Here is a 17057-nt window from a genome sequence, read left to right as displayed (position 1 = left end):
CCGACACCTGGAACCGCTCAGCAGCTCGCCGTAGCGGCCATTCGTCGTCCACCACACAACGGGCCAGGCGCAGTCTGCCAGTCGGACTCAACGGGGCATTACGGTGTGACACGAGGACCTCCGTGGCGTGGTGCAGATTGTGGTGATCCACACCAAACCCGGAGGTCCTCCCTCACGCCAAGATCATCCGACTACGTGTCCCCACGTTCGCAACCTCCCGGGCCAGTACACCTAGCCCGACCTTCAGCTGCACCGTCACGATCGCCGCCCGCTGATCACCGGACACGGCACCGTGGACGCCGGCGTCGAAGGGGCTGAGCACGGAAGCGACCTGGTCGAGTCCGCCGATCCGCGCGACCGCGTCGGCGACTGCCGCGCGCGTGGCGGGGACGTCGACGCTCTGGCCTTCGGGGACCACGACGACGAGCTGCGCTGAGGTGCCGCTGACCTGGGGGAAGACACGGCCGAGGTAGTCGAGCGCGTCCTGGGATTCCGAACCGGGGATCGCGAAGGTGTCGTCCGTTCCCTGGCTGAACACCAGGGCGCCGCCGCCGGCCACGGCCAGAACCACCAGCCACACGGCGACCACGACAACCCGGCCCCTGGCCATGGCGCGGCCTAGCCGATACAGGAAGGACGACACTCGCAGACTCCTCACCAGCGTTGATACGCAATGTATCGTAATTTATGGTGTATCCGATGCACTACGTATCGGTTCACCCTGGCGGGTGGACCCGCGTCTGATCGTTAGAGTTGTCGAGGTGACGATGAGTGAGACCCCGAAGGAAACGCGCACGACGCGGCGCCGGGCCGAGACCCGTCGCCGGGTGATCGACGCCGCCTTCGAGGTCTTCACCGAGCACGGCATCCGCGATGCCCCGGTCGAGCTGATCTGCGAGCGCGCCGGGTTCACCCGCGGGGCGTTCTACTCCAACTTCTCCACCAAGGAGGATCTCTTCCTCGCGGTCTATGACCAGCAGATGGCGATCCGGCTGGACCGGATGCGCGCGGCGGTCGGCGAGGCGCTGCGATGTTTCGACCCCGATGCCGATGACCTGCGAGGAGTGATGACGCGGGTGGCGCTTTCGTTCATGGAGCCGCTCTTCTCCGATGAGAGCTGGTTCCTCCTCGCCGCCGAGTTCCGGGCCCAGGTGCTGCGGCAGCCGGAGCTGCGCGACGCCGCAGACGCGGTGAACGCCCGCTTCCACGAGGAGCTGGCGAAGATCACCGGGTCCCTGCTCGGGCGCGTCGGGATGCGACTGGCGATCCCGGCTCGTGACGCCATGATCGTGCTCGTGTCGTTGTATGAGACCGCGCTCGAGCGAGCGCTGATGGAAGGCATCGACAGCCCTGGGGCGAACAGGTTCCTTACTGACGCCCTGCCCCGCGTGATGTCGTCCCTGGTCGAACCGGCCTGATCGGTCAGCGCCGGGGGAGCCGGGCACCGAGTTGCTCGGCGGCGGCCAGGACAGCGTGGGCGTGGAGGTCGAAAAGCCGGATCAGGTCGACGCTGTCGCCACCGATTTCCTTGGCGATGAAGAGGCCGTCGGCTGCAGCGATGGCGTAGGTGGTGAGGAGGTGGATCGCCTCGTCGTCGAGGTTCTCGTCCATTTTGTGGATGATGTCGGCGACGTAGCGATGCGTGGTGTCGCGGACTTGCAGGAACACAGTGCGGGCGCTGGGTTCGTCCGGACGCCGTTCGAGCGCGAGCATGAGGCCAAGCCGGAGGAAGTCGGGTGCCTCGAGAAGCGCCTTTGCGACCGAGACCGCGAGTTCCACGACCTGCTCGCGAGCGGGGTGGCTTTCGGGGTCGGATAGTGACACCGCGTTCAGCCACGTGCGGAAGCTGCGTTCGATGACCGCGGCGATGAGTTCGTCCTTGTCCTTGAAATGCCAGTAGATGGAGCTGGCTGGTAATCCGCATTTGCTGCTGACGAGAGCGATGCTGGTGCCGTCGTAGCCTCGTTCGCCGGCGACTTCCACCGCGGCATCAAGGATCTTGCGGCGGGACTCTTCACCGTTGGCACGTCGGCGGCGGTTCGCGCGCGGGTCGGTCATCGGACACCTCCGCCTCCACTGTAGCGACCGCTACGGCAGTGGTTTCAGTCGTCCGGGATACCGTCGCCGCTGAGTGCCGGCACGGTGTCCTCGCGCTCGCGGAGCGAGCGGGAAGCTTGGTTGAACTGCGCCAGCTTGTCGATGATGGTTTGCCCGACGGGGGTGTGGCCCCAGATGCTGATGCCCTTGTGTGTGGTGGGCTCCCAGGTGGACTCGTCGACGGTGACCGGGTTCCAGCCGACCTCCCATTCGAAGCCGGACGGAGTCAAGGCGTAGTAGGACAGTTCCTTGTCATTGGTGTGCTGGCCGACCGAGAGCGCCATGTCGAAGCCGAGTTCCTTGACCCGTTGGTAGGAGCGGGTCATGTCGTCGAGTTCGGCGACCTGGATGTTGAGGTGCTGCACGCGGGTGCGGACCGGGTCCAGGCGCAGACCTCGCGTCGCGGCGAGCGCGATCGAGTGGTGGCGCTGGTTGACGCGAAGGAAGCGGATCTTGAGCTTGACGCCGCTGATGGTTTCGTCGATATAGTCCGACAAGCGCGCGTCGAACACTGTGTCGTAGTAACCGCGAAGCTGCTCTGGTCTCGTGGTGGTGAGGGCGACGTGGCCCATGCCGGACTCACCCGTGACGAACCCGGCGGTGCGCAAGGCCAAGGGGCGGCCCGACCGTACGGGCGCGGTGAAGATCTCCTGGACGAGGCCTTTGGGGCCGGGGAAGCGCCAGAGGCGTTCCACTCCGCGCAGGGCGGCTTCCTCGGCGCCGGCTTCTTCGATGGGCACGCCGCGGTCGGCCACTCGTTTGAGGATGTGGTCGAAGGTGTCGTGATCATCGATGTGCCAGCCCAGCGTGGTGACGTCCTCGGCGGGCCCCCATCGCAGGAGGAAACGGCAGTCGTGGTCATCGAGCCGGAATCGCAGGGTGGCGGCGTCGAGTTCGTCGACGTGCAGGCCGATGGCGTCGCGGCCGAACCGGAGCCAGTCGGTGAATTTGTGCGTTTCGATGACCAGATAGCCGAGGTGGACGGCGCCGAACACGTTCATGCGGTCGTTCCCAGGAAGGTGCGCAAAGTGGCGTTGAACCCCTCCGCCCGTTCCCACTGAACCCAGTGACCGGTGTTGGCGACGAGCAGGAGGTCGCAGTTGGGCATGGTGCGGGCGAGGGTGTGGCCGCCGGCGGGGCGGTTGACCTTGTCCCGTGCGCCCCAGATCGCCAGGGTGGGTGTCCGGAGCTGGGAAAGTCGCGGGTCGCGGGTGAAGTCCATGCGCCACAAGGTTTTCAGCGACGACGGGCGCCGCAGCGGTGGATCGGCGACGACCTCGGGATCGATGCTGGCCTGATAGCGCTGCTCGATCGCTTCCTCCGGAACGGTGCCGCCGTCGAACACCAGGTAGGTGCGGATGAATTCCTCCAGCTTGGCCTTGCTCGGCCCGTCGCCCCGGTAGTAGTTCAGCAGCTTCTGCAGCCCGGGCGTGGGCAGCGAGCGCGTCGTGCCGACACCGCCGGGTCCCATGAGCACCAGCCGTCCGACCCGGTCCGGAGTTTCGAGCGCGAGGCGAAGGGCGGCGGAGCCGCCGTAGGAGTTGCCGACCAGATGCGCGGACCGCAGACCGAGTTCGTCGAGTAACCCGCGGACTGCGGTGGCCAGGTCCCCGAAGGGGTCGCTGTGGTCGAGGCTTTTCGAGGAGCGGCCGTAGCCCGGCAGATCGGGCACGATGACGCGGTAGTGGGCGGAGAGGGGTTCGATGTTGCGGACGTAGTTGGACATCCCGGAAGCACCGGGGCCGCCGCCGTGCAGTAGGAGCACCGCCGGTCCATCGCCGGCTTCGGCGACGAAGAGGTCGCGCCCGCCGACGCGGTAGGTCTTCTCGGACAGGGTCATGACGCCGTTACCTCCGGATGCTTGGCGTGTGGTCGTGTGGTCGGCCGGAGCCCACCTGGGAGAGGGGGCAGGGACTGTGCGGGGGAAGCGGCGGCGTAGACCACGCTGTCCGGCCGGACGACGAGCGCGGTCGCCTTGTGCTCGGTCATCCAGGCGGTGAGCACCCCGCTGGTGTCGACGACAGCTCCCGGGCGGGCCGGTGAACCGGCAGGGAGGACTTCTAGCCGGTTGATCCCGCCCCACTCCGCCGCGGGCCCGCGATGCACCAAGGTCCAGTGGCTTGCGGTGACTTCATCGAGGAGCACTGGCATCCCGGCCGCGTCGAGCACGACGGGCTGGGGAATCTTGCGGCCGCTCGCGGAGTGCTTGCCCGCGGCGATGAACCCCTTGCGGTAATGGCAGTCAGGCACCCAGACGCTGTCGTGCAGGAGTCGTTTCAGAGGGCGGATTCGTTTGATGGTCCGGAATACGATGTCCCGGAGCTTCGTGACGGCGGGGCGCCGCTCAGTGATGATCCGCCCGGCGAGCACAGCTCGCCGGGTCACCGCCCGCACATGCGGCTGCCGCTCGGTCTCGTAGGAGTCCAAAATGGACTCGGGTAGCGCGCCTCGGAGAACACCGCTGAGTTTCCAGGACAGGTTGCCGGCGTCGCGCACCCCGGCGGCCATGCCTTGGCCGATCCACGGGGGCATCACGTGCGCGGCATCACCGGCCAGGAAGATCCGGCCGACCCGCCAGCGCGACGCGAACCGAACGTGGTGGCTGTAGACGACAGCGCGCAGGATCTCCACGTGTTCGGGGGTGATCTCGTAACGGTTCAGCAGTCGCCACACCGCTCGTTCCGTCACCAGCTCCTTCTCGTCCTCGCCGGCCTGCACCGGGAACTCCCAGCGGTGATGTCCCAGTGGCGTGGGGCAGTCCACGGCCGGCCGGGTGGGATCGCAGCGGAAACGCAGGCGATCGTGCCCGGGCCACGGCTCGAGCATTTTCGTGTCGATCACGACCCAGCGGTCTTCGTAGGTCCGTCCCTCGAACCCGACGCCCAGCTGGCCGCGGGTCGGGCTGGACCCGCCATCGGCGGCGACGACGTACGTCGCCGTGATGCGGACGAGCTCGTCGCTGTGCAGGTTTACCAGCATGAGCTCGACGTGATCCTCGCGCTGGAAGACGCGGACGCACTCGTGTTCCAGCCGGAGCTCGACGTTGGGATATTGCCCGGTGCCCTCACGGAGGACCTCCTCCAATGCCGGCTGGTAGATGAACAGTTGTGGCGGATGACCATGGCCGCGAGAGGTCAATTCCGCGCTGATGAAAGGTCGCCCGTCCCGGTCGACGAACTCGAGCGGGCTGTCGGCCAGCATGTCGCGCTTGAGTCGCTCAGTCAGCCCCGTCCGCTGCCAGATGCGCACCACTTCTTCATCAGTGGAGATCGCCCGGGCGCGGGAGTACACGGTGGCGTCGCGCTCGATGACCGCGACCGAGAGTCCCTCGGCGCCGAGGAGGTTGGCGGCGGTGACGCCGGTGGGGCCGTACCCGATGACGGCCACGTCGTAGTGCGGGTGCTCGGTCACGACGGTGTGCCTCCGAGAGCTTCCTGTAGTGATTACTCCAGTAGTTGCTGGAATGGTCGCTACGGTAACGGTGGCGGCGGGAGACGTCAACGCCGTAGGCGAACCCGTTGTTCGCCGTCGTCCTCGTTCACGGGGGATCGACGCTCGCGTGCCGGATCGCCGCCGCGACCCGGCGCGCGAGCGTGTGTCAGCTGTTCCAGAATCCGCACTGGTGGTTGGCGGCCATGTCGCTGACGATGGCCGGGCCGCCGGTGTTGAACGCGACTTCCCGCGGGGCGGAGGCTGAATAGTTCGGCACGGCGGGCAGCCCGCGTGGTGCGAGGTTGCCGCTGCGCGCGAGCTGGGACCAGTAGGTGATCATGTCGCCGGCGAGTCGTTGTTGCCGGGGGTTCAGCGGGTTCATGGTTTCCGAACCCCAGAGGTAGGGCAGCTCGGAAGAGTGCTGTGTCCCGAGCGGGAAGGACGAGGGCACCAGTTCGTACGAGCGCAGGGGTGCTGTCTCGTCCCGGAACTCGTAGACATAGGTCGGCACGTGTGCGGACAGCGAGCCGGCCAGGCTGATTTCGGGGCAGGCGCGCTGGCTGTCGGTGCCGACCGCGGCCAGCGTCGCGCCTGGCACGTCACCGACGGGATAGCGGGCGAGCACCTCCGGGGCTTTCGCGCCGTAGGTCGCCTGGATCGTGCTGGTGTACTGGGCGGCCGTCACGGGACGGTTGACGAGGTCGTTCTGTTCGTAGATCCCGGCCCGGTTCTCATGGGCCACCCCACCGATGAGCACCGGCACCTTGTTGAAGGTGCCACTGGCGAAGGCGTCCTTCGGGCTCGCGGGCAGCACCCCGGGTTCGATCACCTGGCGCCACAGCCCGTATTTCTGTTGCGCGTCAAGGATGTCCGACGCGGGTTTCCCGCGCAGGCAGGCCAAGACGGCTGCCGGGTCGGCGTTGTCGCAGCCGAGTGCGGTGACGAACGCGGCGTTGCTCTTCTGGATGTCCGCCCTGGGGTATGCGGTGCCGCAGGAGGCGCCGCCGCTTTCCACCACAGCTGTGCTGAACAGACCGGTGGCCTGGGGGGAGGTGAGCAGGTAGCAGGTCGACCCAGCGCCGGCGGACTGACCGGCGATCATCACTTTGCCCGGGTCACCGCCGAAGCGGGCGATGTTGTCCCGGACCCAGCGCAGCGCCAGGATCTGGTCCTGCAGTCCGTAGTTCCCGGAGGCGCCCGCCGGACTTTCCTGGTCGAGTTGTGGCAGTGTCAGATAGCCCATCGCGCCGAGCCGGTAGTTGACGGTGACGACGAGCATTCCGCCCTGCTGCGCCATGGCGACGGGCGCGAAGTCGCGGCCGGCGCCGTTGACGAGTCCGCCGCCGTGGAACCAGACCGCGACCGGCAGTGCCGCGCCGTCGTGCGCGCTTGCCGGTGTCCAGACGTTGAGGTCGAGGCAGTCTTCGTTCGTGCTCCCCGCGGCCAGGCGCCAGGCTTCGGCTGTCTGTACGCAGTCGGAGCCGGGCTGGGTGGCGTCACGAACTCCTTGCCAGCCTTGGGAAGGCTCGGGTGGCTGCCAGCGCCGCGGGCCCACGGGTGGCTGTCCGTACGGGATGCCGTTGAAAACGCGGTAGTCGCTGGTGACGGTCCCCCGCACGGCACCGTTGGCCGTGTGTACCACCGGGTCCGGCCGCGGAGTTCCGGCGGTGGACACCGTCGCCGTCGCGGTGGCGGCGACCGCCACCACCGCGAGTCCGAGCCCGAGTCGCCTCGCCCATTGTCGTGTCGTGTTGGCGTGCATGGACCACCCTTTCGTCAGCGGAGGTTGAAGTGGAAGGGCCAGCCGTCGGGGTAGACCTGGTTCCAGTAGGAGCACTGGTGGTCGGCGGCCATGTCATTGACGATGGCCGGGCCGTCGGCGTTGAACACGATCTCGCGGGGCGCCGACGGGTTGTAGCGCGGGGCGGGAAGCGTTGCGGTGCGGGCGAATTGGGCCCAGTAGGCGATCATGTCGTGTGACAGTTTCTGTTGCGTGCTGGTGAGCGTGGGCGTGACGTCGGTTCCCCACAGGTAGGGCAGTTCGGCGCTGTGTTCGTCGGCGAGGGAGAACGACGGCGGGACGGAGGCGTGGTACGGCGCGGTTTCGTCGCGGAATTCGTAGACGTAGGTCGGGACTCGCGCGGTGAGTGCCGCGGCGTTGGTGAGGGTGGCGCAGCTGAAGCCGATGTCGGTTTTGAGGGCGGCTTCGGCGGCGCCGGGTGCGGTGTAGTTCTGGAGCGGGTAGCGGGCGAGGACGTCGGGCGCCCGGTCGCCGAAGGTGGCCTGCACCGACGCGGTGTAGGCGTCGGCGCTCACGGGTTTGCCGGCGACGTCGTTTGCTTGGTAGATGAAGAACGCGCCCTCGTGGGCGGTGTTGCCGATCAGCACGGGGACGTGGTTGAACTGCCCGCTGGCGAAGGCATCCGGCGGCTGTACCGGCAACGCGGTGGTGCCGACGACCGGGTACCAGACGCCTGATGTGCCCTGGGCGGCAAGGATTTCCCCGGGTGTCTTGCGGCGCAGGCAGGCGATGACATCGGGTCCATCGCAGCCGAGGGTGGTGATGAACGCGGCGTTGGTGGCCTGGGCGGCGGTGCGGGTGTTCTGCCCGCAGGTGAGGCCGCTTTCCACGACCGCGCTGCTGAACAGCCCGGCGGCCTTCGGGGACGCGAGCAGCATGCAGACCGATTCACCGCCGGCGGACTGTCCGGCGATCATCACCCGGTGCGGATCGCCGCCGAAGCGGGCGATGTTGTCCTGGACCCAGTGCAGGGCCTGGATCTGGTCCAGCAGTCCGTAGTCGCCGGACGGGGTGCCGTTGTCGGTGTCCAGCTGCGGGGTGGTCAGGAAGCCCATCGCGCCGACCCGGTAGTTGAGGGTGACCACCAGCATGTCGCCCTGGTCGACCATCTGCACGGGCTGGTACTGCGCGCTGGAGCCCGAACGGAACGCGCCGCCGTAGATCCAGACCGCGACCGGCTTCCGTGAGGCGGGGTTGGCATCGGCCGGCGTGTAGACGTTGAGGTACAAGCAGTCTTCGCTCATCGTGCCGTTGCCGGGCTGCTCGCAGGCGGGCGGCGGCTGGGTCGCGTCGCGGACGCCGTACCACGACGAAGGTGGTTGCGGCGGTTGCCATCGCAGGTCACCGACCGGCGGCTGGGCGAACGGGATCCCTTGGAAGGCACGGTAATCCGTGCTCGCCGTACCGCGAACGGCGCCTTGCGCGGTGTGTACGACCGGGGATGGTTCGGCGCTCGAGGTCGCCGCCGTGGTGACCAGCGCGGCGGCGAAGGACGCCAGAAGGACGGTGAGACGGCTGAATCTGGGCAGCATGAACAGAGCCCTTCCTGCCGGATGATCGAATCCTCAGTGGACTGCCGGAAAACGGTGCATCTGAAGTTAAATCCGGTGCGCGGGCGAGCGTCAACCAAGTCGCGCTTATGTGCCGGGTGGCTCCTGGTTATCGCTTCGGCGGTCGAGGGCGCGCAGCTTGGGCCACGCGGCGAGGCTGATGGCCAGCGTGGCGATCCCACCGATCAGCAATCCCCAGCGGGCACCGTAATGTTCGCCCACGGCGCCGACGACCGGCCCGCCGATCGGGGTGGAGCCGAGCCACGCGAGTGCCCACAGCGCCATGACGCGGCCCCGCATGGCGGGCACGGCGCGTAGCTGCAACGTCGTTTTCGCCAGGGAACTGAACGCGATGCCGCCGTAGCCGACCAGCACGAGAATCCCGTACGCCACAACGATGTTCGGCGCCAGCGCGGTGGCACTGATCGCGGCGCCCCAGCCGATCCCGGCGACGGCCAGCGTCGTCAGCCGCTGCCCGGTTCTGGAGGCGGTCACCAGGCCGCCGGCCACGCCGCCGAGGCCCATGGCGGCGGTCATCGTGCCGTAGGTGGCGGCGTTGCCGTGAAAGGTGTGCTGCGCCAGCAACGGCAGGCTGACCGGGAACTCCCAGGCGAGCGCTCCCGCGACCGCGATCATGACGATCGGCAGCAGCAGGTCCGCCGATCTCGCGACGTAGCGCAGCCCTTCGCGTACCTGGCCGGGCCGCCGGTCCTGGCGCGGATGCTGGGCGATCGCCCCGGAATCCATCAGCAGCAGGGAAAGCACGACGGCGGCGAAGGAAACCGCGTTGAGCCCGAAACACAACGCGAGCCCCAGTGCCGCGGCGATCACCCCGCCGAACGCGGCGCCGAACAGCCTCGCGCCGTGCACCGTCACGGAGTTGAGCGTGACCGCGTTGACCAGCAGTGGCTGTGGAACGAGGTCGGGGACCAGTGATTCCCGCGCCGGGTTGTCGAACAGGTTGACGCAGCCGAAGCACAGCGCCAGCAGGTAGACGAGCGGCATCGAGATCGTGTGGGTGGCGATGAGCACGGTGAACGTCAGCGAGATCAGCGCGGCGATCGTCTGCGTGACCATCAGGACGCGGCGGCGGTCGAGGCGATCGGCGAGCAGCCCGCCCCAGGGCGCGAACAGGAACATCGGCCCGAACCGGACCGCGGTCACGAGTCCCAGCTGGGTACCGGATCCGGTCAGTTGCAGCACCAGGAAGGACTGCGCCACGGACTCCATCCAGTTGCCGCAGACCGAAACGGTCTGGCCGAGGAAGAAACGGCGGTAGTTGCGTGTCCGGAGCGCGTCGAACCGCAAGGTGTTCAGCATCGAACCTCGCTCGAGATAAGGGAAAGCCGCCTGCGCGCGGGAAGGCGGCGGCGAGTTGTGGCAAATCGAGGGGGAGAGAGACCGCGGTCCTCGCCGGGGCGTCCGGTCAGCTCGCGGCGGGTTCCACCGGTGGCGCGAGCCACCGGATGCCCGCTGTCGCGCTGTCCGAGCGTTGCGCGTAGGTGGCGGCGAGTTCTTCGACGAAGCTGTGGATGGCCGGGGTGCGTTCCTCGCCGGGGCGGGCGGCGATCGCTGTGGTGCGGGTCAGTGGCATGTCGGTGATCTCGACGGCGACCATGCTGCCGTCCCGGATTTCCTGCGATACGGAGATGGCCGGCACGATGCTCAGCGCGCCGTACTGCCGCACGGCCTGCTTCATGACGGTGACGTTGCGGGTCTCGATCGCGGGCACGATCGTCGCGCCCACTTTGGCCGCCCACCGTTGCGCGAGGTTCCACGTCCGCATCCCCGGCGCGTAGGCCGCGAAAGGGTAGTTCCCGATCGCCGCGGGGCGGTCCTTCGGCGGGATTTTCACCAGTTCGTGGCCGGCGGGGGCGACGAGGTACAGGTGCTCGTTCATCCGTGCGAGCGTGGTGAGCGAGGGGTGTGTGGGGGAGCGGTCGAAGGCGAGGTCGACTTTCCCGGAGGTGAGCATGCTGACGATCTCCGCGCGCGAGGCCGACTGCCGTACCCGAGCGGAAACGTGCGGGTGCCGGGCGTGGAACGGTGCCAGCATCGGCAGCAGCACGTACTGGATGAGGTCCGAGGGTGCCATCACCCGCAGTTCGGAGTCGTTCGGGGGAGCGAGCGCCGCTTCCAGGTCGGCGGTGAGCGCGTCCAGGCTTTCCATGGAGCGTTCGCAGAATTCGAGGATCTTCTCGCCCGTGGTGGTGAGGGTGACGCCGACGCCGGAGTGTCGCTCGAAGATCGGCGTGCCGAGCATGCGCTCGATCTGCCGCACCCGCTGGGAGATCGCGGGCTGGGTGAGGCAGAGGATCTTGCTGGCCTCCCGGAACGAGCCGGTGGCGACGATCGTGCGGATCGCGTGCAGCTGGTCGAAGGTGAGCCCGTGCAGGAGCCGGTGCTGGTCAGGGCCTGGCGTGCTCACGGGCGTCATTGCCTCCGGTACAAGAAGTCTGCTTTCGTCACCTTACCTCGCGCCCGGGGCGGGCCTGCCCAGGAAAACGGGCAGGCCCGCCCCGCGGCCGGGTCACACCTTGATCAGGCCGGACTCGCCTTCGATCTGCACGGTGGTGCCGAATTCGGCGGACAGCCGCTGGTAGCGCTCCAGGATGCGTTCGGCGTCCTCGCCGTGGGCGGTGAACGGGCGCCCGTCGGTCAGTGGCTGCTCACCGTGCCCGACCGGTCGCCGGATGTCGACCTCCTTGCCGACCTTGCGGCCGCATTCGACCGGGTGCAGCCGGATCGAGCTGAGCTGCCCGCCCTCGAGTTCCACGTCGAGCACCGCGGAGCTCCACCACGTTTCGTTGCCCTGGTTGAGGCCCGGGTGCAGGGGATGGGTGGCCGGGGTCAGCGTCGGCAGCCGCTCGATGTCGTGGCCCCACGTCTCGAACGCGTCGTAGGGGACGCGGCGGACGAATTCGGACTGGGCGAAGAAGTTGCCGAGGCCGTAGATGATCGGCTTCCCGCGGTAGATCTCGATGCCGAGCGTCTTGTGCCAGCCGTGGCCGATGAAGATGTCCGCGCCTTCGTCGATGCAGGCGTGCGCGAACTCCTGGACGAACTTGGGCGGGGTGTTGCCGCGGGGGCCTTCGGACACGCTGAAGTGGTGCGCGACGATGACCAGGTCGGCCATGGTCGCGGCCTCGCCCACCGAGCGCAGGTTGCCGGCCAGGTCCCATTTGTTGCAGCTGGAGAGCACCTCGAAGTGGTCCGAGGGGCGCCACAGGTTGGAGCCGGTGGTGGACTGGTCGGTGGGCATGGCGAGGCTGAACTCGCCCGGCTCGGCGTTCATCAGCAGCCCGCTGGAGCCTTCGGCCCCGGCCTTGGTTTCCCGCAGGATCCCGAGCGAGCCGCCGATGGCCTTGAGCTGTTCGGCGGCCTGCTGGTCGACGAGGTAGCGCATGATCGGCCGCAGCGGGTTCACCCCGGCCCGGCCGGGCAGCGAGGCCTTGGGCTGGCTGGCCCATTCATGCGACTTGTTGCCGGAGGTGACCGAGATCAGCGCGACGCGGCCCTGGCGGGTTTCCCGGTACTTGGGTTCGCGCGCCTCTTCGAGGTCGCGGCCGGTGCCGGCGTGCGTGATGCCGACGGCGTCGCAGTGCCGGATCGTGGCGTGCACGCCCTTGGACCCGAAGTCCATGCTGTGGTTGTTGGCCAGCGAGGCGAGGTCGACGCCCGCGGCCCGCAGATCGGCCGCCACCTGGGGATCGGTGAGGAAGTAGCTGCCGACCTGGTCCCCGCGCGCGGGTGCCTCGACCTCGGAGAAGTGGCCGAAGTTCGTCTCGACGTGCGCGTAGGTCAGCTCGGCCGAGCGCAGCCGCGCCAGCACCTCGTCGAACTCCGGTTCATTGTGGACCGCGAACGGGCGGGTGACCATGCACTCGCCCGCCACGGTCAGGGACATGGGTCGTTCCGAAGACATTTACCACTCTCTCCTGGTTTGGTTCTCCCGCAAGGGGTTCCGAAGTCGCGAAGGGGATCCTCCTTACTCAACCGAGCCGCCGTGGACGCCGTCAAACGAGATCTTCTTATGGGTTCGGCGGTTTCCCGTTATCGCCCGGTGGTGATTAGCGTTGCTTTTCGCCACCCCCAGCAACTCTGCGTTGACCGGGGCAAAGGCTGTTGATTGAGTGACTTCCGCGTGCTCCGAGTTGAAAGGCAGTCGACGATGACGAGAATCTCCCAGCGAGCGCGGTACGGCGCGGTGGCGCTGGCCCTGCTGACTTCGGCGCTCGCCGCGTGCGGAAGCAGTACCCCGTCGAGTCCCTGGGCGAGCAAGGAATCCACACCGGGCTCACTCGACCAGCTCGTGGCCGACGCCAAGGCGGAGGGGGCGCTGACCATCTTCACCCCGATCGTGCAGTCGGAGGTGGAGGAGTGGACGAGCGCCTTCACACAGAAGTACGGGGTCAAGGTCAACATCCAGCGTCAGGCGTCTTCGACGCTGGCGACGACGTTCAGCACGCAGCAGCGGGCGAACAAGGTCGAGGCGGACATTTACCAGACCTCGAACCTGGGTCAGGTCAACGAGTACATCGACAACAAGTGGTTCGCGAAGTACACGCCGCAGAGCGCGAACCAGTTCCCGGCCGACCGCACGGTTCCCGGCTACGCGTACCCGTTGTACGAGACGACCGGCGCGATCGCCTGGAACACCAAGACAGTGCCACAGTCCACTCAGGACAAGTTGGCGGCCGACCCGTACGAGGGGCTGCTCGATCCGGCGCTGAAGGGCAAGATCGTGCTGATCGACCCGGGCGTCGGTGGTTCGGGGATGGCCTATTACGCCAATCTCGCGGTGAACCTCGCCGACCGGTACGGCTGGGGTTATCTGGAGAAGCTGGCCGCGCAGCAGCCCGCGGTCACCACCAGCATCCAGACGATCTCGCAGCAGGTTTCGGCGGGCACCTACAGCGCCACGATCTTCGGTGACGACGCGATCTTCGGCCCGCTGGCCGCCAGCGGCGCGCCCGTGCGGTTCGCGTCGATCTCGCCGATGAACGCCAGCCAGTTCTATCAGGAGATCCCGTCGAAGGCCCCGCATCCGGCGGCGGCGAGGTTGTTCGACGAGTGGTCGGAGAGCCTGGCGGGACAGCAGGCGATGAGCGTCGCGACCGGTGGCCGCTCGACGATCGAGGGCTGGCAGGAGAACCGGCCCTTCGTCTCGAAACTGCCGTGGTACAAGGCGCCGGACCAGGTGTGGGTGGACTGGCAGCGGGACGAGCGCTTCTCCGGTGACCAGCTGAAGTCTTTCGTGGAGAAGTGGAACCAGACGTTCCACGTGTCGTCATGACCACGACCCTGCAGAACGCCACGCCCCGGCCGCTCGCGGCCCGGGGCGTGGCGGTGACCGGCCGCTCGCGCTCGCCGCAGGACCTGCTCCTGCTGGTGGCCACGTGGGTCGTGGTGCTCGCGCTGATCGCCGGACCGATCGTCTACATCGTGATCGCGGCGTTTTCCACCGACGCCACCGATCCCTCCGCCGGGTTCACGCTCGAATCGGTGGCGAAGGTGTTCGCCACCGGGAAGATGCTCGGCCTGCTGGCCAAGTCCGTCGGCTTCGCGCTCCTCGTGGGTGTGCTGTCCACCGGGCTCGCGACCGCGCTGGCGTGGACCACGGTCCGGCTGGACCTGCGCGGCTCCCGGCTGCGCGAAAACCTGTGCATGGGCTCGATGTTCATGGCCCCGTTCGTGACCGCGGTGGCCTGGGTGTGGCTCGCCACCCCGGAAACCGGGGTGATCAACAAGGCGCTGCAGTCGCTGGGTGTGCCGAGCTGGCTGCAGCCGGACATCCTTTCCGTGCCCGGCATGGTGTTCGTGCTCGTCGCGCACTACGTGCCGTACGCCTACCTGTTCGTGTCCGCGTCGATGAGCCGGATCGACAGCCGGATGGAGGAGGCGTCGCTGTTGTGCGGGCGCGGCATGGGGTACACGACGTTCCGCGTCGTGCTTCCGTTGCTGCGCGCGTCTTTGCTGTCCTCGGTGCTGTTCGTCGGCATTCTCGCGCTCGGTGAGTTCTCGGTGCCGGAGATCCTGGGGCAGTCGGGTTCGTTCACGCCGCTGTCGGTGAACGTCTACAAAGCGCTCTACAGCGAGAACCAGGACCTGTCGCTCGCGGCGGCCATCAGCGGCGAGCTGATGATCGTGTGCCTGCTCGGGCTCTTCCTCTACGGCCGCTCAGTACGGAACGAGACGAAGTTCGTGTCGGTGAGCGGGCGCGGGCATACGGAGACGAAGAACAAGCCCTCCCGCGTCACCGCCGCCGTGGTCTGGGTCGTGACCCTGGCCTACGGGGTGATCTCCTTCGTGATCCCGCTGATCGCGATGCTGCTGATGGCGTTGTCGAAGTACCTCGCGCCCACGATCGCCGACATGAACCTGTCGCTGAGCAACCTGTGGGATGCGATCGACACGTCACAGGTCTGGACCGCGACGCTGAACTCCCTCGCGCTGGCGATCGCCGTGCCCGTTCTGTCGATCTTCGTCGGGGTCGCGGTGGTGTACCTCGCCGACCGGGCCAAGGTGCGCACGGCACGGGCGCTCACCTACGTGGCCACGATGCCGCTCGCGGTGCCAGGGCTGGTGATGGGCACCGGCCTGTTGCTCATGCTGATCGGCACCCCGCTCTACGGCACGCTGCCGTTCATCGGGATCGGGCTGGTGTCCATCTCGATCACCCACGCCGTCCGGCTGGTGTCCAACGGGGTCCAGCAGATCGACCGGTCGCTGGAGGAAGCGTCGCAGGTGTGCGGAGTCTCGCCGCTGAAGACGGTGTGGTCGGTGCTTGTGCCGCTGATCCGGCCGTCGGTGCTCAGCGCGTTCATCCTGATTTTCGTGCTGACCCTGCGGGAGCTCAACGTCGCGGTCATCCTGTCCACATCGGACACCGGCGTGCTTTCCGTGGTGGCCTGGAACGACTCCAGCAGCGCACTGACCAAGGCGGCCGCGGTGGGACTGCTGCAGCTCGTCGTCATCTTCGCCGGCATGGGCGTGTTGCGCGGCCTGTTCCGGCTCGCCGAGAGGAAGAAATGACCAGCGTCGAACGGCGGAAAACGACACTGTCCGAAGAGGACCGGCGTCCCGCGCCCGTGCTCGAAGTGCGGGACCTGGAAGCCCATCACGGCAGCAACCGGGTCGTCGCCGGGCTGGACCTGACCATTGAACAGGGCGAGTTCGTCACCCTACTCGGGCCCAGCGGGTGCGGCAAGACCACCACGCTGCGGTGCGTGGCCGGGCTGCACCGGGTCAGCGACGGCACGATCTCGCTCGGCGGGAAGGTGGTGGCGACGGGGAAAACGCACGTGCGAGCGGAGCGGCGCTCGGTCAACATGGTCTTCCAGTCCTATGCGCTGTGGCCGCACATGACGGTTTTCCAGAACGTCGCCTACGGGCTCAAGGCGCAGCGGCTGCCCAAGGCCGAGATCACCGAGCGCACCGAGGAAATGCTCGAACTCGTCGGCCTCAGCGGCTACGGGCCGCGGCCGGCCACCGGCCTCAGCGGCGGGCAACAACAACGTGTCGTGCTGGCACGCGGCCTGGTCACCAGGCCGAAACTGCTGCTGCTCGACGAGCCGTTGTCCAACCTGGACACCGAGCTGCGCACCCGGATGCGCACGGAAATCCATGCGCTGCAACGACGGCTGGGCCTGACGATGCTCTACGTCACGCACGACCGCACCGAGGCGCTCGCGCTGTCGGACAAGGTCGTCGTCATGCGGAACGGGATCGCCCAGCAGGTCGGCAGCCCGGACGAGCTCTACGACCGGCCGGTGAACCGGTTCGTCGCCGAAGCGCTCGGGCCGGTGAACGTGCTGCCGGGCGAAGCCGTGAGCGGCGGGGCCCGGCTGACCACGGTGGACGGATCCCCGGTTGTGCCGATCGCTTCACCCGGTGTTCCTCCATCGCCGGGCGACGCCATCGATGTCCTGGTCCGCCCGGAGGCACTCGTCGTCGGACCCCGGTCCGCCGACGGGATCCCCGCCGAAGTCACCCTGGTCGAGTACCTGGGCAACCGCACCGAAATCACCTGCCGCAGCGGAAAAGAGACGTTCAAGGTCGAGCTCGCCCGCCGCCCCGGCGGCATCGAGGCAGGCGACGAAGTCACCGTGCGCCCGCACGACGGCGGAGCCGCGCCCGCGTGGCAGCACCGCGAAACCCTGTGAGCCGAGGAGAAA

The 17057-nt window shown here is 67.8% G+C and carries 14 protein-coding genes and 1 pseudogene; 4 read left to right on the top strand and 11 right to left on the bottom strand.

Annotated elements, in window-relative coordinates; translation table 11 throughout:
- Positions 1 to 112, bottom strand: a pseudogene (locus FPZ12_RS16635) (leucine zipper domain-containing protein); the annotation flags it as partial.
- A 60-nt stretch (positions 113 to 172) separates the two neighbouring features.
- The gene (locus FPZ12_RS16630; protein ID WP_144760468.1) at positions 173 to 643 is read right to left on the bottom strand and encodes an MMPL family transporter; all 471 of its coding nucleotides are present in this window, start codon (positions 641 to 643) and stop codon (positions 173 to 175) included.
- A 124-nt stretch (positions 644 to 767) separates the two neighbouring features.
- Between FPZ12_RS16630 and FPZ12_RS16625 the strand changes: the two genes are divergently transcribed.
- On the top strand, positions 768 to 1418 hold the full coding sequence (locus tag FPZ12_RS16625; RefSeq protein WP_144760472.1) for a TetR/AcrR family transcriptional regulator: 651 nt from the start codon (positions 768 to 770) through the stop codon (positions 1416 to 1418).
- Positions 1419 to 1422: 4 nt separating this feature from the next.
- Here FPZ12_RS16625 and FPZ12_RS16620 read toward each other — a convergent pair whose 3' ends face one another.
- The 9 genes from FPZ12_RS16620 to FPZ12_RS16580 all read right to left on the bottom strand — a co-directional run bounded on the left by FPZ12_RS16620 (position 1423) and on the right by FPZ12_RS16580 (position 12787).
- Positions 1423 to 2058, bottom strand: a complete 636-nt coding sequence (locus tag FPZ12_RS16620) for a TetR/AcrR family transcriptional regulator (RefSeq protein ID WP_144760464.1) — start codon at positions 2056 to 2058, stop codon at positions 1423 to 1425.
- Between the two features lie 44 nt (positions 2059 to 2102).
- The gene (locus FPZ12_RS16615) at positions 2103 to 3098 is read right to left on the bottom strand and encodes a VOC family protein (protein WP_144760460.1); all 996 of its coding nucleotides are present in this window, start codon (positions 3096 to 3098) and stop codon (positions 2103 to 2105) included.
- The gene (locus FPZ12_RS16610; protein ID WP_144760457.1) at positions 3095 to 3937 is read right to left on the bottom strand and encodes an alpha/beta fold hydrolase; all 843 of its coding nucleotides are present in this window, start codon (positions 3935 to 3937) and stop codon (positions 3095 to 3097) included. Before FPZ12_RS16610 ends, FPZ12_RS16615 begins: the two co-directional genes overlap by 4 nt.
- Positions 3934 to 5508 carry a bifunctional 3-(3-hydroxy-phenyl)propionate/3-hydroxycinnamic acid hydroxylase gene (locus tag FPZ12_RS16605; protein ID WP_144760454.1) on the bottom strand — a complete coding sequence of 525 codons (1575 nt, stop codon included), beginning with the start codon at positions 5506 to 5508 and terminating at the stop codon, positions 3934 to 3936. Before FPZ12_RS16605 ends, FPZ12_RS16610 begins: the two co-directional genes overlap by 4 nt.
- 187 nt (positions 5509 to 5695) lie before the next feature.
- Positions 5696 to 7291, bottom strand: a complete 1596-nt coding sequence (locus FPZ12_RS16600; protein ID WP_144760451.1) for a carboxylesterase/lipase family protein — start codon at positions 7289 to 7291, stop codon at positions 5696 to 5698.
- A gap of 14 nt (positions 7292 to 7305) precedes the next feature.
- Positions 7306 to 8862: a carboxylesterase/lipase family protein gene (locus FPZ12_RS16595; protein ID WP_144760448.1), complete on the bottom strand. Its 1557-nt coding sequence runs from the start codon at positions 8860 to 8862 to the stop codon at positions 7306 to 7308.
- 105 nt (positions 8863 to 8967) lie between these two features.
- Positions 8968 to 10200: an MFS transporter gene (locus FPZ12_RS16590; protein ID WP_144760445.1), complete on the bottom strand. Its 1233-nt coding sequence runs from the start codon at positions 10198 to 10200 to the stop codon at positions 8968 to 8970.
- A gap of 106 nt (positions 10201 to 10306) precedes the next feature.
- The gene (locus tag FPZ12_RS16585) at positions 10307 to 11308 is read right to left on the bottom strand and encodes a LysR family transcriptional regulator (protein WP_166462783.1); all 1002 of its coding nucleotides are present in this window, start codon (positions 11306 to 11308) and stop codon (positions 10307 to 10309) included.
- Between the two features lie 102 nt (positions 11309 to 11410).
- Positions 11411 to 12787 carry a CapA family protein gene (locus FPZ12_RS16580; protein WP_243769876.1) on the bottom strand — a complete coding sequence of 459 codons (1377 nt, stop codon included), beginning with the start codon at positions 12785 to 12787 and terminating at the stop codon, positions 11411 to 11413.
- Positions 12788 to 13051: 264 nt separating this feature from the next.
- Between FPZ12_RS16580 and FPZ12_RS16575 the strand changes: the two genes are divergently transcribed.
- From FPZ12_RS16575 to FPZ12_RS16565, 3 genes are read left to right on the top strand one after another with little or no spacing between them, the layout of a single operon-like run.
- On the top strand, positions 13052 to 14176 hold the full coding sequence (locus FPZ12_RS16575; protein WP_144748108.1) for an ABC transporter substrate-binding protein: 1125 nt from the start codon (positions 13052 to 13054) through the stop codon (positions 14174 to 14176).
- A complete protein-coding gene (locus tag FPZ12_RS16570; RefSeq protein ID WP_144748107.1) occupies positions 14173 to 15915 on the top strand; it encodes an ABC transporter permease in 1743 nt (580 codons plus the stop codon). The genes FPZ12_RS16575 and FPZ12_RS16570 overlap by 4 nt, the downstream gene beginning before the upstream one ends.
- Positions 15912 to 17045: an ABC transporter ATP-binding protein gene (locus FPZ12_RS16565; RefSeq protein ID WP_144748106.1), complete on the top strand. Its 1134-nt coding sequence runs from the start codon at positions 15912 to 15914 to the stop codon at positions 17043 to 17045. The genes FPZ12_RS16570 and FPZ12_RS16565 overlap by 4 nt, the downstream gene beginning before the upstream one ends.
- Positions 17046 to 17057: the final 12 nt, after the last annotated feature.

It is taken from the genome of Amycolatopsis acidicola (genome assembly GCF_007713735.2).
In the GTDB taxonomy this organism is placed as follows: domain Bacteria; phylum Actinomycetota; class Actinomycetes; order Mycobacteriales; family Pseudonocardiaceae; genus Amycolatopsis_E; species Amycolatopsis_E acidicola.
Note: the sequence above shows the minus strand (reverse complement) of the source record. Positions and strands in the feature narration are given on the sequence as shown.

Coding starts and splice junctions, on each gene's coding strand:
- FPZ12_RS16625 (WP_144760472.1), top strand. CDS start 768: ATGAGTGAGACCCCGAAGGAAACGCGCACGACGCGGCGCCGGGCCGAG.
- FPZ12_RS16620 (WP_144760464.1), bottom strand. CDS start 2,058: ATGACCGACCCGCGCGCGAACCGCCGCCGACGTGCCAACGGTGAAGAG.
- FPZ12_RS16615 (WP_144760460.1), bottom strand. CDS start 3,098: ATGAACGTGTTCGGCGCCGTCCACCTCGGCTATCTGGTCATCGAAACG.
- FPZ12_RS16610 (WP_144760457.1), bottom strand. CDS start 3,937: ATGACCCTGTCCGAGAAGACCTACCGCGTCGGCGGGCGCGACCTCTTC.
- FPZ12_RS16600 (WP_144760451.1), bottom strand. CDS start 7,291: ATGCACGCCAACACGACACGACAATGGGCGAGGCGACTCGGGCTCGGA.
- FPZ12_RS16595 (WP_144760448.1), bottom strand. CDS start 8,862: ATGCTGCCCAGATTCAGCCGTCTCACCGTCCTTCTGGCGTCCTTCGCC.
- FPZ12_RS16590 (WP_144760445.1), bottom strand. CDS start 10,200: ATGCTGAACACCTTGCGGTTCGACGCGCTCCGGACACGCAACTACCGC.
- FPZ12_RS16580 (WP_243769876.1), bottom strand. CDS start 12,787: ATGTCCCTGACCGTGGCGGGCGAGTGCATGGTCACCCGCCCGTTCGCG.
- FPZ12_RS16575 (WP_144748108.1), top strand. CDS start 13,052: ATGACGAGAATCTCCCAGCGAGCGCGGTACGGCGCGGTGGCGCTGGCC.
- FPZ12_RS16570 (WP_144748107.1), top strand. CDS start 14,173: ATGACCACGACCCTGCAGAACGCCACGCCCCGGCCGCTCGCGGCCCGG.
- FPZ12_RS16565 (WP_144748106.1), top strand. CDS start 15,912: ATGACCAGCGTCGAACGGCGGAAAACGACACTGTCCGAAGAGGACCGG.